This window comes from Paenibacillus sp. HW567, from assembly GCF_000374185.1.
Classification (GTDB): domain Bacteria; phylum Bacillota; class Bacilli; order Paenibacillales; family Paenibacillaceae; genus Paenibacillus_AQ.
The window spans coordinates 4827433-4843589 of record NZ_KB910518.1; the positions used below are offsets into that span (position 1 = coordinate 4827433).

15 protein-coding genes and 1 riboswitch are annotated in these 16157 nt (G+C 50.3%); of the genes, 4 read left to right on the forward strand and 11 right to left on the reverse strand.

Going from position 1 to position 16157, the window contains the following annotated elements; genetic code table 11:
- The first annotated feature begins 250 nt into the window (after nucleotides 1-250).
- Complete coding sequence (locus B212_RS0121405) at nucleotides 251-1240, forward strand: aldo/keto reductase (protein WP_019913134.1); 990 nt, start codon at nucleotides 251-253, stop codon at nucleotides 1238-1240.
- Between the two features lie 171 nt (nucleotides 1241-1411).
- Nucleotides 1412-2320, forward strand: coding sequence for an aldo/keto reductase (locus B212_RS0121410; protein ID WP_019913135.1), 909 nt, complete (start codon nucleotides 1412-1414; stop codon nucleotides 2318-2320).
- An 86-nt stretch (nucleotides 2321-2406) separates the two neighbouring features.
- On the opposite strand, the gene B212_RS0121415 is transcribed toward B212_RS0121410, so the two are convergent.
- From B212_RS0121415 to B212_RS0121450, 8 genes are all read right to left on the reverse strand, one after another.
- On the reverse strand, nucleotides 2407-3138 hold the full coding sequence (locus B212_RS0121415; protein WP_019913136.1) for a ZIP family metal transporter: 732 nt from the start codon (nucleotides 3136-3138) through the stop codon (nucleotides 2407-2409).
- 84 nt (nucleotides 3139-3222) lie between these two features.
- Nucleotides 3223-3738, reverse strand: a complete 516-nt coding sequence (locus tag B212_RS0121420) for a GNAT family N-acetyltransferase (RefSeq protein ID WP_019913137.1) — start codon at nucleotides 3736-3738, stop codon at nucleotides 3223-3225.
- A gap of 30 nt (nucleotides 3739-3768) precedes the next feature.
- Nucleotides 3769-4587 carry an alpha/beta hydrolase gene (locus B212_RS0121425; protein ID WP_019913138.1) on the reverse strand — a complete coding sequence of 273 codons (819 nt, stop codon included), beginning with the start codon at nucleotides 4585-4587 and terminating at the stop codon, nucleotides 3769-3771.
- A gap of 55 nt (nucleotides 4588-4642) precedes the next feature.
- Nucleotides 4643-5065, reverse strand: coding sequence for a MarR family winged helix-turn-helix transcriptional regulator (locus B212_RS0121430; RefSeq protein ID WP_028530978.1), 423 nt, complete (start codon nucleotides 5063-5065; stop codon nucleotides 4643-4645).
- A gap of 72 nt (nucleotides 5066-5137) precedes the next feature.
- Nucleotides 5138-6034 (reverse strand): sensor histidine kinase, encoded by an 897-nt coding sequence (locus B212_RS0121435; RefSeq protein ID WP_019913142.1) that lies wholly within the window; start codon nucleotides 6032-6034, stop codon nucleotides 5138-5140.
- Between the two features lie 22 nt (nucleotides 6035-6056).
- Entirely contained in the window at nucleotides 6057-6818 is a 762-nt protein-coding gene (locus B212_RS0121440) for an ABC transporter permease (RefSeq protein ID WP_019913143.1), read from the reverse strand.
- Nucleotides 6811-7734 carry an ATP-binding cassette domain-containing protein gene (locus B212_RS0121445; RefSeq protein WP_019913145.1) on the reverse strand — a complete coding sequence of 308 codons (924 nt, stop codon included), beginning with the start codon at nucleotides 7732-7734 and terminating at the stop codon, nucleotides 6811-6813. The genes B212_RS0121440 and B212_RS0121445 overlap by 8 nt, the downstream gene beginning before the upstream one ends.
- 83 nt (nucleotides 7735-7817) lie before the next feature.
- Nucleotides 7818-8510: a response regulator transcription factor gene (locus B212_RS0121450; RefSeq protein ID WP_019913146.1), complete on the reverse strand. Its 693-nt coding sequence runs from the start codon at nucleotides 8508-8510 to the stop codon at nucleotides 7818-7820.
- A gap of 127 nt (nucleotides 8511-8637) precedes the next feature.
- Here B212_RS0121450 and B212_RS0121455 point away from each other — a divergent pair, with 127 nt between their 5' ends.
- Nucleotides 8638-9525, forward strand: a complete 888-nt coding sequence (locus B212_RS0121455; RefSeq protein WP_019913148.1) for a LysR family transcriptional regulator — start codon at nucleotides 8638-8640, stop codon at nucleotides 9523-9525.
- Between the two features lie 90 nt (nucleotides 9526-9615).
- On the forward strand, nucleotides 9616-10557 hold the full coding sequence (locus B212_RS0121460) for an NAD(P)H-binding protein (protein ID WP_019913149.1): 942 nt from the start codon (nucleotides 9616-9618) through the stop codon (nucleotides 10555-10557).
- A 112-nt stretch (nucleotides 10558-10669) separates the two neighbouring features.
- Here B212_RS0121460 and helD read toward each other — a convergent pair whose 3' ends face one another.
- The 3 genes from helD to B212_RS0121475 form a co-directional block, all read right to left on the reverse strand.
- The gene (gene helD, locus B212_RS0121465) at nucleotides 10670-13096 is read right to left on the reverse strand and encodes an RNA polymerase recycling motor HelD (RefSeq protein ID WP_019913150.1); all 2427 of its coding nucleotides are present in this window, start codon (nucleotides 13094-13096) and stop codon (nucleotides 10670-10672) included.
- Nucleotides 13097-13339: 243 nt separating this feature from the next.
- A complete protein-coding gene (locus B212_RS0121470; RefSeq protein ID WP_019913151.1) occupies nucleotides 13340-14380 on the reverse strand; it encodes a C40 family peptidase in 1041 nt (346 codons plus the stop codon).
- An 88-nt stretch (nucleotides 14381-14468) separates the two neighbouring features.
- Nucleotides 14469-15860: an amino acid permease gene (locus B212_RS0121475; RefSeq protein ID WP_019913152.1), complete on the reverse strand. Its 1392-nt coding sequence runs from the start codon at nucleotides 15858-15860 to the stop codon at nucleotides 14469-14471.
- 155 nt (nucleotides 15861-16015) lie between these two features.
- A riboswitch (glycine riboswitch) is annotated at nucleotides 16016-16096 on the reverse strand.
- Nucleotides 16097-16157: the final 61 nt, after the last annotated feature.

Here is a 16157-nt window from a genome sequence, read left to right on the forward strand (position 1 = left end):
CCAATCAGGAGATGACTCTGTTCGCGAGGCCTGATACGCCGCCAGCGTGATCTCTACGCCCTGCTCCATTTGGCGGAGCATCGTTTGAACTCCAGCATGCAGAGTCTGACGATCTACTAGTTTTGCAAGAAGTAACTTGGTGAACCATTTGCTTACTTAAGCGAATGCTCACGATGCCGGTTTGTACGAAGTCAATGCAGGAAGTAACGCAATGGGGTAATCGCTAACCAAACTCTTAGGAGGTAAAAAAATGTACAACGCTAATCCTGAACGTTATGCGAATATGAAATACAACCGTACCGGCCGCAGCGGCCTGCTTCTCCCGGCGATCTCGCTTGGGCTGTGGCATAATTTCGGCGGCAACGATGTGTTCGAGAACGGCCGTGCCATGATCAGACGCGCCTTCGATCTCGGTATTACCCACTTCGACCTTGCCAACAACTACGGCCCGCCCGCAGGTTCTGCCGAAGAGAGCTTTGGGCAAATTCTCCAAAAAGACTTCGCCGCCTACCGCGACGAGCTGATCATCTCCAGCAAAGCCGGCTATTACATGTGGCCGGGACCCTACGGTGATTGGGGCTCGAAGAAATATCTTGTCTCCAGTCTCGACCAGAGCCTGAAGCGGATGGGGCTGGACTATGTGGATATTTTTTATCATCACCGCCCGGACCCGAATACACCGCTGGAAGAAACAATGGCCGCGCTGGATCTGCTTGTGCGCCAGGGCAAAGCGCTGTATGTCGGCATCTCCAATTATAAGGCCGAGGAAGCGCGGGAAGCGGCGCAGATTCTCCGCCGCCTCGGCACGCCTTGCCTGATCCATCAGCCGAATTATTCCATGATGTCACGCTGGATCGAGGACGGGCTGCAGGATGTGCTGGCTGAGGAAGGCATCGGCACCATCGCCTTCTCCCCGCTGCAAAAAGGCATCCTGACCGACCGCTACCTGAACGGAATCACCCCTGATTCCCGTGCGGCCGGACCAAGCGTGTTCCTCTCCGAGAAGGAAATTACCGCCGAGGTCATCGGCAAGGTAAGCAAGCTGAATGAGCTGGCTGCTTCACGCGGGCAGAAGATGTCACAGCTCGCCTTATCGTGGGTGCTTCGCGGCGGTAAAGTCACTTCGGCCCTGATCGGCGCGAGCAAGGTCAGCCAGATCGAGGATGCCGTAGCCTCCTTGAACGCACCGGAGCTGAGCGCGGAAGAGCTGGAGCAAATCGAGTCCATTTTGCGGGGATAAGCTGAACACATACACACACAAAGACGGCAATAGCGTCCCCACGGCTACCAAGCAAGCTGTAGGGGCGCTCTATTGCCGTCTTTTGCTGCGGGAATGCTATAATGTACACAAAACTATATAAGGTGAACTTGAATAATTTATTAATAGGGGAAAAGTGACGGAGGAACGCCGATGAACAAGAACCGTTTAGGAAATTCCGAGTTATACGTGAGTACTATGGGTCTCGGCTGCATGTCCCTGGGGACTGACGGGGCTAAGGCCATTCCAATTATTCATGAGGCGCTTGAGCGGGGCGTCAACTTTCTGGATACCGCCGATCTCTATGATAGCGGACGGAATGAAGAGATCATCGGGCAGGCACTGCGCCGACGCCGGGCGGATGTTATCCTCGCCACCAAAGTCGGCAACCGCAGAGCTCCCGGACAGGAGGGCTGGACTTGGGACCCTTCCAGGGCCTATATTAAATCGGCAATAAAAGAGAGCCTGCGCAGACTGCAGACGGATTATATCGACCTGTACCAGTTGCACGGCGGTACCATCGAGGACCCGATTGACGAGACCATTGAAGCCTTCGAGGAGTTGAAGCAAGAAGGACTAATCCGCTATTACGGCATCTCCTCCATCCGCCCGAATGTAATCAGGGAATACGTCTCCCGTTCCAATATTGTCAGTGTCATGAGCCAGTACAGCATCCTGGACCGGCGCCCCGAGGAAGAGGTTCTGCCCCTGCTGGAGCAGAAGGGCATCAGTGTGATCGCCCGGGGACCACTGGCAAGCGGCATATTAACCGAACATGGCGCCAGTAAAGCTAACCGGGAGTATCTTGGCTACAGCAGCGAAGAACTGGCAAATCTGCATGAGCAGCTTCTCCATCAGACCTCCGGCTCCCGCACCCTGACGGAGACGGCGCTGCATTATCCGCTGGCGAACCCGGCAGTCGCCGCCATCATCCCGGGCGCGGGCAGCCTGGAGCAGCTTCGGCTGAATGCGGCGGCGGCTGAAGCCGCCCCGCTCTCTCCGGCAGAGCTGGCTGCTGTTCGTGCTGCCAGCAAGAGCAACCGGTATGCGCAGCACCGGTAAGAATATACATGGCGAAGAGGCTGTTTCTGTAACTGTTAGATCATAACAGTTCAGGAGCAGCCTCTTTTATCATTTTCCGCCCATCCTCACCCAAACACTTGCGTAATATACACCATCGCCAGCAGACCGAAGATAAATGAATACGTTGAGGGGCGTTCATATCCGTGTCCGTGGCTCTCAGGGATCAGCTCCTTGTAGACGATGAAGAGCATCGCGCCTGCGGCAAAAGCCAGACCGTAACCGACTACATTCTGCACATAGCTGGCTGTAAAATAGCCAATCACCGCCGACACCATCTCCATGAGGCCGGTTAGCGCAGCCATAGACAGCGCTTTTCGGCGTGTAGCCCGGGAGTTCATCAGAAAGACAGCCAGAATGAGGCCTTCCGGCATATTTTGCGCCCCGATGGCAATTGCCACCATAGGTCCAAGGCTCGTCTGCTCACTGGCATAGCTGAAGCCTGTACTAAGCCCTTCGGGAATGTTATGAATGAACAGCGCAATCAACACAAGCAGCGCTTTGGAATCCATATTGGCGTAACCCGGTTTATTCTCGACATCAATATGCGGGATATTATTCTCGATCAGATCAAGCAGCAGCACACCGGTAATCAGCCCAAGGGTAAGCCCGATGATTCCCGATTCCTTGATGGCCTGCGGCATTAAGCCGAAGGTCGACGCGGATACCATAATTCCGGCGGTGAAGGCGACCAGCACATCCTTCCATAGCTCGGATAATCTTCTGACAAACAGAATGGGAACCACTCCAAGCACCGTAGCCATAGCCGATAAAAAGCTCCCCAGAAGCGCAGTTGCCAAGTCTTCAACCCCTTTTGCGGACAGGTCGTATAGACCAAGCTTATGCTTGCGGGAGCGGTAATTATGCCTGTATTTTCCAAACGTCTACAGCTCTGGCGACAGCGGCAGGGTCATCAAGTCCTCGTCCAGATATGCCTCCCCCAGCTTCATTGCCTTCGGCTCCGTTCCATAACAGATGAAACCGAGCGATTCATACAGCTTTTTGGCGGGAAGATTGGTGGAGGTTAAGGTCAGCGTAAGGATTTCCAGCCCCGGCATCACCTTGGCCCGGCTAATCAGCTCCAGCATCAGCAAGCGGCCCAGCCCCTGCTTCCGGGCATCGGGATGAACATATACGGAATATACATGTGCTTTATGATTGATTTTGGGCCTGTTCTCGCGGAAAAAGGTTACCATGCCCACAAGCTTCTCCTTATCGTCAAAAGCGCCCAGAGTGAAACGATCGTCCGACGGCTCCAGCCTAATTCTAGTGGTAACGATGGATAGCTTCGACTCCGACTCATAGGAGCTGAGAAAAGCTTCCGGGGATTTCCGCAGCGACAGCAGCCGGAGCTCCCGGTAGATCTCCGCGTCAGCGGCAGTCAGCGTTCTTATGTGCAAGGGTTCGCACCTCCTCCCAGGACCCGATTTTCAAAACCGTTGCAACCAATCTATTATTCTATCTGCTGCCTCCATATACCTTTGCCCTACAAGCAGGCCAGTATGAGTTGTGTTGGGCAGTCCAGTATACTCGGCATTGAATTGTTCCGCGGTCCCTCTGCCTCTTTTTTCATCATCCTCTTCCAATATTGCTTTAATCACCAGGCACGGGCAAGTAATCAGGCGGCTATTTATGGAGATTCCCTTTGTTCCTCTGAGCCAACAACCACAAGCACGCATTGCTTTTAATGATTCCATCGACAAATACTTCTTTTGAAAAGCAATATCATCCGTCGATTCATCAATGCTTGAATGTTCTTCCCGTACTGGGGCTGGCAATATGGTGGAGGATGTAATTTCAACTGTTTCTTTATATGGCACGATTTCATTTACTTCCTTGCTTATACTGGTATCAATTAATACCAGCCCGGCGAGCTTAACTGTCTCAGCCAGCTTTTGACTGAGTATTCCACCCATGCTGAACGCGATGACTATTGGAGGTTCATTGCACTCGGCAATAGCCTCCTTAATATCCTCCAAATAATCCTCGAAGGTTACCTTCGTCATGTCCATCGCCCTGCTTTTGTAATGACTTCTCATATTCATTACGTAGCATTTCCACCCCCCATTTACAAAATGGGGAATGTACTTGCTCCACATCCAGCTTCCCGTATAAGCGCCATGCACGAATAGAAGCGGGGGTCTTTGTGCAGTTGCTTCTGCTCCGCCCCCGAATATTTCTACAAACAAATCGTTTTCTCCAATATATTTTTCAATATGCTGAGGTAATAGTTTAGTGTAATCCTTCATGATTATTCCTCCTCACGGGATATAGTTTGACATCAAACTATATAACTAAAAAAAATTAGAAATTCATATAAATCTTATTTAAAATTCTCGTCAGTTCTTTCTTTTCAGTTTCTGAGACATGCAGGTAAAAAACACCCAGAACCTTTGCTGATATAGCTTCAAATACGGGTTTCAATGCCTCCCCCTTGCTGGTTAAAGTTACATAGACAACCCTTGTATCCTTGGTATCCTTCTCTTTTGCCACATATTCAAGCTTCACCAATTTGTCAACAAGGGCTGTAATGGTGGACTTATCCCTGCCAATCTTGTCAGCAATCTCTGCCATACTCATTTTTGGTTTATTGTATAGAGCGTATATGATGTCCCCATGCGAAGTTACAATTCCATCTATGCCGCTACTGGACATCTCTTCTACAAAAAGCCGGTTTACCTTTTCTCTAATCTTTGATATCAATGATATCGCATCTCTGGTTTTCATAATCCTATTATAGTTTGATATCAAACAAATTTCAATGTGCGTTTGTAGTGATCCTGTCATAAACTTTACTGATCACAGTTTCCAACGGCAGATCATCGTTAGGTTGCCTCCGTGCAGCTCCGCTGTCAGCGTGCCGTTCATCTTCTCCATCAGACTTTTGGCGATGGACAGACCAAGTCCCGATCCTTGGGCGGATCGGGTGCGGTCGACTGTATAGAAACGGTCGAAGAGCAGCCTCACATCCATGTCGGATAGTTCCTTCGCTTCATTCACGATCCTCAATTCGGCGGTCTTCCCCCGCTGTTCGAAGATGATCTCCACATGGCCGGACGCATGTTTGGCAGTATTGATAAACAGATTCTCAACAACCCTCCGCACGGCTGATTCATCGGCATATACAACCACGGCGTCCTGCGGCAGCCGGATGTCCGGCGTGATGTCCCGTTCGTTGAACCGATCGTAGAAACCGACCAGAATGTCTGACAGGAGGACAGTCATTCCGATCCGTTCGGTTTTAAGCTGATAATCGGAAGACTCGATTAGCGACAGCTCAAAGAAATCGTTCAATAGCGCTTGAAGCCGTCTCGTGCGGTTCTTAACGATTGTGAGGTATTCGAGCTTCTCCTCAGGCGTTATTGGCTCATCTTCGAGCAATTGTATATAGCCAAATATAGAGGTCAGCGGAGTACGGATATCATGGGAAATGTTCGCAACCGCCTGCCGCAGCTCATTCTCCGTTCGTCTTCTGCGGGCTTCCGCATCGACGACGAGGTCGGATTGGCGATTAATTTGACCCGCAAGCGCTTCGAGCCTCCGGTCGAACAGGGTCACGTCTATTTTTTTACCCGTTGTCCGTTTATTATAATGGCTCAGTTGTTCTGTCATCCGCCCCAGCTCCCGCCTCATCAGCAGCAGACGGGCAAACAGGAGACCCGCCACCGTAACCGCTATGAGCGTTATGATAAGCACATCTCCTCCGCCCCTCTCATTATTATTTAATTTCTTTTCTGCGGAACACGAGAATTCCAAGCAGCCCGGCTACGACAATCGTCAGCAATGGCACGAGCAGGAGCGCTGGCAGATCGCCGCTGTCGATAGTGGGCTTGCCGATATCGCCCAGCAGCTTGAAGATAGAATAATCGTATACCGTAGTAAAGAATGGCACGTACTCACCCAAGCCCCCCAAAATTGTATCAATCATCAGGAAGAAAATCATCGAGAAGCCAATCGTCTTGCCGCTTTCGGTGAATACGGCAGTGAACAGCGCCCCGATCGCCGCATAGCCGGAAGTGTACAGCAGGGTTAGTCCGAGGGTCCGCGGTATGAACAACGCGTCAACCCCCTCCGGCAGATGACCGAAACCTGCAAGCAGCGATACTTCGGTCGTGCTTACGATCGGGAATACCAGAGAGATAGCCATGGCTCCAGCCGAGAACCCAATCAGCTTGGCGGTGAACAATCGCCCTCTATCATTGCCCGACGATGCGATCGTCTTCATGACCCCTGTCGAATACTCGCTGGCGATGAAGAATCCGGCCAGTGCTGCTACGCCGAATTTGATCAGATAGGCATTGCCTGCAATAAATTTAAGCAGAAATTCGACTCCTGTGAACTGTGGATCTCCGCTGGATTTATTGTCAAAATAGTAGAGCAGCGGATATGCCAATGATAGAACGGCGGTTACGAGCAGCAGCACCCGGAATGACCTGTCCTTGCGCAGCTTGAACAGCTCGGATCGGATCAGATTATACATGCCCGGCACCCCCGATCCGCTTCATGAAATAGCTCTCCAGGTCTTCGCCCATCGGCATGAACTGCTCAATTTCCAGTCCTGCGGAGAATAACGCCGACGATACTTTGCCCGGCTGTTCGATGCAGCTATACAGCTTGATGGCGCCATCCGGCATCACTTCGAAATCGTTGGTACCCAATTTATTCTGGATAACCGTTGCCGCCTTATCCGAATTATCCGCTTTGATATATACGTATTGCTGACATTTATCATTCAATTCCTGTGCAGTAAGCTGCTCCAGTAACTTGCCGTTATGAATGATGCCGTAATGGCTTGCCAGCAAATGCAGCTCGCTCAGAATGTGGCTGGAGATCAGAATCGTGATCCCCCGTTCATGGTTGAGCTGCATGAGCAGCTCGCGCATTTCGATAACGCTCATCGGATCAAGACCGTTGGTCGGCTCATCCAGAATTAGGAATTCCGGATCGCTTAGCATGGCAATTGCCAGACCCAGCCGCTGCTTCATGCCAAGCGAGAAATTCTTCACTTTCTTCCTGCCTGTTCCCTGCAGTCTGACCAATTCCAGCATCCTTGCGACGCAGTCTGTGCCGGGGATGCCCCGAAGGAGCCGGTTCACCTCCAGATTCTCGGCGGCAGTCATATGGGGGAACAACGAGGGGCTCTCGATGATCAAGCCCATCCGCTTACGGGCCTGGGTCAACGCCCGCTCGTCGCTGGCGCCGAACAGCTCGATCGTTCCCTCGGACGGAAAGGCAAGTCCGGTAACGATGCGCATCAGCGTCGATTTCCCGGCTCCGTTCTGCCCAATAAAGCCATATATAGAGCCTTTGCGGATAGACAAATTCACTTTATCCAGCGCTACGCTGCCTTTGAACTTCTTAGATAATTGATTCGTTTGCAATACATATTCACTCATCGCAGTCTTGGCCTCCTTTATGTGATAGACCAAGTATAGAAACCAAAACTTAAGAGGAGCTAAAGCCAATTCTTAAGAATGTCTTAAGGCTTTAGCCGGTAGCCCATGCCCCATACCGTCTCGATAAATTCGCTGCCGGGCGCAGCCTTCGCAAGCTTGCTCCGCAAATTGCTCATATGGACGTTGACCGTATTATCGTCTCCGTAGTATGGCTCATCCCATACGCCTTCGTATAGATTCGCTTTCGTGAATACCTTTTTCGGTGCCGATAGAAGCAGTGTGAGAATCTTATACTCCCGGGCGGTCAGTGCAACCTCGGCCCCCTCTGCCGTCACCGTTTTGGAGTCGTGGTCAAGCACAAGTCCCTTATGCTGAAGCACGCTCTGCACAGCCGGCGAAGCAATCTGCGCATACCGGCGCAGATGGGAATCAATCCGTGCCGATACCTCCTCGATATCGAAAGGCTTCGTAATGAAGTCATCCGCACCTCCACGCAGCGCTGACACCTTGGTCTGCTGCTCACCCTTGGCTGAAATGATAATGACTGGCACGCCTCCCCGCAAGCGGATCCATTTGAGCAGCTCTTCGCCCGTCATCCCCGGCAGCATCAAATCCAGCAGTACCATGCTCCACTGCCGTTGCTCCAGATAGAGCAGCGCCTCCGTTCCGGAGAAGGCAGGCTGTGGCGTGTAACCGCTTTTTCTTATAATATTGCACAGCAGCCGGCTGATATCACTGTCGTCCTCGGCTACGAGAATATTTATCGAATTATCCATCTAATCTCCTTATACGAACTGTAGTCAGCTATCCATTAAATAGTCTTTAGCATATATGATAGACTGTTTTTGCCTCTATATCCAGATAGGCTATAATCAAATTAACCTGTACAGCCGGAGGCCCCAGATGAATATTAGAAGAATCAAATATTTCATTGATCTCGTTGAATGCAGAAATTTTACGGAAACCGCAAAAAAGAATTACGTATCGCAGACAACGATCAGCCAGCAAATAGCCTCGCTCGAAGACGAGTTCAACGTCCAATTGATTGACAGAAAACAAATTCCGATTGAGCCGACCAAAGCCGGATGGCTATTCTATGGAGAAGCCGTGGTGCTCTGGAAGCAATATACTCATATGAGAACGAATATGGAGAATTTCCAAAAGTATAACACCCAAGTCTTGAGCATTGAATACGCTGCAATGACGGATATCCAGAGCCTGCTGAAGCTGATTCCTTCATTTAAGGAAAACCATCCCGATATTAAGCTTGAACTGGATAAAGTACTGCTGAAGGATGTTGCCGCGTATTTGCAAAAAGGCATCTATGACATTGCCATCGCCTTCGATTCAGAGTTTGCAGGACAAGAGGGGATTCGAACCTATACCCTATACAGCGGCCGGTATTGCGTAGCGGTGAGCAATCAGCACCCTCTGTTCCACCGCGAATCTATCTCCAAGGATGAATTATATGCATATCCGCTCGTCATGCTGAATCCGGCTGCAATCGGCAATTCCTATTATTTGATGCTCCAGCATGCGATTGAAGATGGCTACCAGCCGAACATCCTGCGAACCGCCGATGATGTGGAAACCGAGTTATTTTACATTATCACCGAAAATCTAATTGGCTTCTTCCCGGACAACCACCCGCTCGCTTATCTTCAGGAAGAAGTGCGGTTAATCCCGATTGAGGATTCACATCATACGTTCAAAATCGAAGCAGGCTATCTGAAAAGCAATACCAATCCGGCACTGCAGTCTTTTCTGCACCAAATCCGGCATGCGAAATAGCAATGGTCCATAAGTTTTATGCGTTAGACTTTGTTCTTTTTTTCACATACTATAGAGGTGTAATCAATCGAACAAGGAGTGACGACAATCATGGGCAAGCTATTGTTAACGGGTGTGGACGGCAATCTGGGGCAGCAAGCCGCCAAATATTTATTGGAATTGGTGGACAAAGACCAAATTATCTTATGTGCCTATAATCCGGCAGCTCTTGAAGAGTATGCAGGGCAAGGCATTGAAACGCATGTGACCAACTTTAATTCACCGGACGGTCTTGCTGAAGCTTTTGCCAATGCCGATAAAGTCGCTTTGATCTCCATGCCTTTTGTTGGGGAGAAACGCCAGCATGCACACAAAAATGTGGTCGATGCCGCGAAACAAGCCGGAGTACAGCAAATCATCTACACTTCGCTCGTCAACGCCGCTGACGAATCCAATCCAAGCGTCGAGAAGATCGACCATGCTTATACAGAAGAGTACATCCGCAGCACCGGACTGGACTATATCGCCCTGCGCAACTCCCAGTACGCGGAAGCCATGATTACCAATTACTTCACTTATGTGAAGGCAGGCGGAACACTTAAGAACAACCAGGCTGACGGTAAGATGGCCTACATTTCACGAAAAGACTGCGCCAAAGCCGTAGCCTACGCACTGGCCTCAAGCGCTTATCATGAAGCGGTGCTGAATATTAACGGTCCTGAATTAATGACCATCACCGATTTTATCGAAATTGGAAATGCAGCAACGGGTAATCACGTCACCTATGAACCGATCACGGATGAAGAGAATTATGCAATCTTTGACGCCCTGGGGGTTCCTAGAACAACAGACGGTGTATTTCAAAAGGACTCGGAAGCCCCCTTCTCCTCTGAAGGCATGGTCACCTTCGGCGAAGCAATCCGCTTAGGCAAAATGGATAATTTCACAGACGACTTCAAGAAGCTGACGGGACAGGCTCCGATGACCGTAAAATATATGTTCGAGCACGAGGCTGACTTCCAGGTTGGGGAAAGACACTCGAAGGACAATTAACAATAAGGCAATGAAATTTAAGAGGCTCCTCTTCATTATGAAGGGGGGCCTCTTCATTAACTCATTCAACGTAAGCGCTGCTGCCGTTCACTCCTTACAATCAGTCAATCTTTTATTGACCCGCCTCGTAAAAGGACTTATCCAACGCCCGGATGTACGGTGTCCATTCCCCTGTCGTATAGAGCAGCAGCCGATGCATGGCCCGAGTACATGCTGTATAAAACAGCTTCCGCTCATTCTCCCGGTGATATGTCTGCGAAGAGGCATCGTACATCAGCACGGCGTCGAATTCAACTCCCTTGGCGAGATAAGCGGGGATAACCAGCGTTCCCTTCTCAAAGATGAGCGTCTCCTTGGTAATTAGCCGCAGTTCTCCACACCCCTGTGCCGTCAATGCTTCATAGACCTCGCGGCTTTCGGCTGCAGTTTTCGTAATGACGGCAATGGAGTCGAAGCCTTCCGCCTTAAGCGCCGCAAGGTCCTCCATGATTCGCAGCGCCCGCTTTTCCCTGCTGGCGGTCTTGAACAGATACGGCTTCCTGCCGCTCCTGTCAAAAGGCACAATCTCCCCGCCCGGCAGCAGCAGCTTCGTAAACTCCACAATCTCGCGGGTCGAGCGGTAGCTTCGGACAAGGCGGATCAGGCTCGTTTCAGCTTCACCGTACAGCCGGATCAGCGGCGACTCCGCCTCGTGCAGATTCGTTGCCTGGGGAAAGATCGCTTGGCCGAAGTCACCGAGCACTGTCATCCGGGCGCGGGGAAACAGCCGCTTGAGGAACATGTATTGGAACGGCGAATAATCCTGGCCTTCATCGACAAAAAGATGCCGCACCTCCGTGTTTATCCGTCGGCCCTCTACGAGTTCTTTTAAATAAAGGAACGGAGTTGCATCCTCATAGAACAGCTCAAGCCGGCTCAGCTTCTCTTTCGTTTGCTCGCAGATTTCCGGCCACTCAGCGGGAACTTCGGTCCCGTTCGTCATTATCCGGTAAGAGGCGGCATCACTGAACACCTGATCGTACAGCCCAATCATATCTATGAACAAGAACCGCTTCACATCCCGTCTCAGCGGTTTGAAGTGTTCCTTCACGATCATCCGGCGCAGCAGCTCTTCTTCCTGGATGGCAAAGTCGAAGACATTCTCCTCCCCCAGCTCCTTCTGGCGAAACTCGCCATAAAGCTCCTCATACTGTTCGGCAAAATCGAAGACAGCCACCTCCCGCTGATACTTCTTAAGCAGCGCACTATAGGCTTCAGCATATTGCTCATTGTCAAGATAATCGAGTTCATCCTGAACCCAGGGCTCCTCCTGCTCCCGCCGCTCCAGCGAAGCCAGCTCCCGCAGCAGCCATTCCTGCAGCAGACCGATGCGATTAACCAGGCGGATAGAGCTGTCATAGCTGTAAAATTGCAAGGTCATTTGCTCCACGCTAATTAGCTCCCGGTCCCGGAATCGGATACTACGGAATAGCATGCCTTCCTTTTCCAGCCACAGCGCATAGTTCTGGAGGTCATGCAAGTAGGCTTCGGACGCCTTGAACTGCATCCCGCTCCTCCTTGCTTCATAGCCCTGCGAGAATTCTGACGCCAGTACATATTCGATCTGCTCGAATGGGTCCTCCAGCCGCACCGCCGACCCAAGCCAGTACTCAAGATATTCCTGAAAGGTTGTCTGCTGCATGTTCTCCTCACCTAGCTCGGGAAGTACCGTGGATACATAACTGTTAAACATCGGATTAGGCGAAAAAAGAACGATCTGGTCCGCCCTGAGCTTATCCCGGTGTTTATACAATAAATACGCTACCCGTTGCAACGCCGCAGACGTCTTTCCGCTGCCGGCCGCCCCCTGCACAATGAGCATACGGCTCTTGTCGTTGCGGATAATGGCGTTCTGCTCCTTTTGAATGGTCGCCACGATGCTCCTCATTTGCGAGTCTGCTCCCTTGCCAAGCACCTGCTGAAGCAGCTCGTCGCCAATGGTTAAGCTTGTGTCGAACACATTCCGGAGCTGACCGCCCTGAATCTGATATTGCCGCTTCAGCGTCATTGCCCCCGTAATCGTTCCGCCCGGCGTTTCATAGGCAGCCTCCCCTGGGGAATGATCGTAATACATACTTGCAATGGGTGTCCGCCAGTCATACACCAGAAAGCTCATACCATCTGCATCCAAGAAGGACGAAACTCCGATATAAATTTGCTCGCTGAAGCCCGTTCCCTCTTCCTGAAAATCAATACGCCCAAAGTAGGGGGACGGCAGCAGCCGTTTCATGCTTTTGTAGCGCTGCAACCGCAGCCGGTGGCTCCGCTCCCGTTCGGACAACAACGCCTCCTGCTGCTTTATACTGTAAAAGGTCTCTTCGAAATCTTCGTCTGTGCTCGTGTTGACCGAAACTTCCTCCCAGAAGCGCTTGCGGATGTCCGCTACCTGATCCCGCAGCCCGTCAACCTCCGGTTCCCATTCCGCGATTCTCAACCGCAGCTTATCTGCAACCTCATTAAGCCGCTCCTGTTCTTGCTGCCAATCATTTGCATTAATCATGCTCCTGAACACACTCCTTTTCAGTCTACTCAGAATACGAAAAAGAACATTTGACAAACCCCTAATCCGCATGGTAAGATTAAGGTATAAATAAGATGTTATACTTATGACTTTATACATAAAAAAATCAAAACTCGTTTTTAGCATACCACATTGCATATTTGCGTGCAATTTATTTATGTGAAAGAACCCGGCAGAATCTGCCGGGTTCTTTTGGTATTCATCTTTTGATTGGGTGCTGGCCTATAAAATTCTGCGGGCGGTTACGAACCGCTTCTTCCACTGGCCATCGAAGGCCTCTACATGCACGTTTAGTTTCGTGGAGTACGTATGCAGAAGTTGATTGTTCCCCGCGTATATCGCTACATGACCGATGTTCAAGCCGCGGGCGCTGAAGAACAGCAGATCTCCCGGACGCAGCTCATTCAGCCCTACCTCCCTGCCCTCCTTCGCCTGATCATAGGATGCGCGGGGGAGCTTAATGGACAAGATATCCTCGAATACGCGCTTCACAAAGGAAGAGCAGTCGAAGGTTGCGGTCTGGTCAGTTGAAGCGCCGAATTCATACGGTGTGCCGAGGAAGGTCTTGCCGTAAGCAATCAGCGCCTCCGCTTGCTTGTCCGCGAGCAAAGTGCTGGTGTAATCGGTATATTGCGGTTTGGCTGAGATGTAGCCTGTCTGGTTGTCTCCGGTTCTCACCTTCAGCCACAGCGCATCGGCAACGCTCTCCACATGCACCTTCGTACCTGCGGAGAGCAGCTCCGGGCTAACAGGATTACTCTTCGCATCCGGCAAGCTGCGCAGGTTGACTCCACGGAGAATCGAGGTTTCATAAGTAATCCCGGAGGAGATTTGCACAGATTGGGTGCTCGGCACCCAGTCTACCTTACTGCCCAAGGCCTCGCTGACGAAGCGCAGCGGGATCAATGCCGAATTTCCGGCAATTTGGCCGGGAACCTCCACGCTCAGTGTCCGCCCGTTCAAATCCGCAGTCAGCGCCCCGATACGGTAGGTAAGCGTGGTATCCGCCTTGGTTGCGGTGACGATTTTGTCCGCGTTGTTCCAGATCAGCTTGGCCCCTTGCGCTTCGAACAATCCGCGCATCGGCACGAGCACTGTCCCGTTCAGGTTCAGCGGCGGCACTCCGGGCTCAAGCCGCTGTCCGTCCAGATAGACGGAGATCGTCCGGGCTTCGGCCTGCGGCCGGGCATCTGCATGGATAACGCCGGAGGAACAGAGTGTGAGGGTTAGCAGAGACAGAAGTGCAGCATTTCGCTTAATCATATGTTCATCACCTTGTATATAGATTTACTCCTACACAGTTGGACGAAGCATACGCAAAATGGTTTTGTGGTAATTCATGGTAACCCAGTTACACATCCACGGATTGCCGGCTCTGCACTGAAGCTTTATGGTCCTCTTCCCGCTTTCTTCGATTTACCGAATACAAAGCCAATAAAAGAAAAAACCATACAGGTGTCAGCAATAAGGCCGGGCGTGTATCTTTTGCAAATAGCATGATTATAAGGATGATTGCAAACAACGCCAGGACAACGTAATTAATAAACGGGGTGAAGGGAGCTTTAAATTTCGATTTTGCCTGTAATTCCGGCTTCGTTCTCTTATACCGTAAATGGCAGATCAGAACGATACCCCACACCCATATAAAACAGATGGCACTGATCGTTGTCACGATGCCAAAGGCTTGCCCCGGAATAAGCTTGCTCAATAGAGCTCCCACGGATAGGACAAGCGTAGATGTTAATAACGCGCTGCTGGGTACATGATTTTTATTCAGCTTTGCAAAACTGGCTGGAGCCTGGTTATTCCTGCCCAAATTATATAGAATCCGGCTTGTTGAGAACATCCCGCTGTTACAAGCGGAAGCGGCTGAAGTTAATACGACAAAATTAATAATTCCCGCGGCAATCGGTATCCCCACTAAACTGAATGTTTTAACAAAAGGACTTTCTGACGGATTCAGCTCTGTCCACGGATTAATGCATAATAAGGCAATAATTGCCCCAACGTAGAAGAAAAGAATTCTTAAAGGGATTTTATTGATGGCCGATGGAATATTTTTTTCCGGATTAGCTGTTTCTGCTGCCGATACCCCCACTAATTCCACACCCACAAAGGCAAACACAACCATCTGGAAGGAAAGCAGAAAACCGGAAATTCCGTTCGGAAATATTCCTCCATGACCCCAAATGTTTTTTAGCGTAACCGCTCCTGCATCTGTTTTGAAGCCGATGACCAGCAAAACAACCCCAATGGCAATTAATGCGAGGATAGTCACTACCTTAATTAGCGCAAACCAGAATTCCAGTTCCCCGAAATTTTTTACCGTTAATAGATTTAGTCCCAATAAAATAATTAGACATATGACAGCAGGTATCCATTGCGGGATATCAAACCAATATTGCACATATACCCCGACAGCGATAATATCAGCCATAGCCGTCATGATCCAGCAAAACCAATAGGTCCATCCGGTGATAAACGCTGCGCGCGGTCCAAGATAATCTTCGGCAATGTCCGTAAAAGATTGATATCCCGCTTTAGACAACAGGAGCTCCCCTAGCGCCCGCATCACGAAAAAAACAGCAATACCCACGATTAAATAAGCAAAAATAATGGACGGCCCCGCCAGTTGAATAGCTTTACCCGATCCCAGAAATAATCCGGTGCCAATCGTGCCGCCAATTGCAATAAGCTGAACATGCCGGTTCTCTAAATCTCTCTTTAGCTCCTGTTGTGCCAAGTGTAGCTCCCCCTCAATATTTCTTCCATGTGAAACAATGAACAAGCCAAAATGCCAATAAAAAAAGAGATTGGATACGCTCCAATCTCCGGGTCATCAGAATAACAAATAATATATGCTATTCCGATGATTATCAGAATAACAAATAAATTATTCAGTACTCTTCTGTCCTTTTGCCTGAGATTGTGAACCCTTCGGCGCCGTGGAATTTCCACGGTCTCTCCAGAAGCTGCTCCTGCTATAGTGTGATCCATAGCAATCATAGCTTGTGAATTATTAAGTTTTTAATGGTGTGCC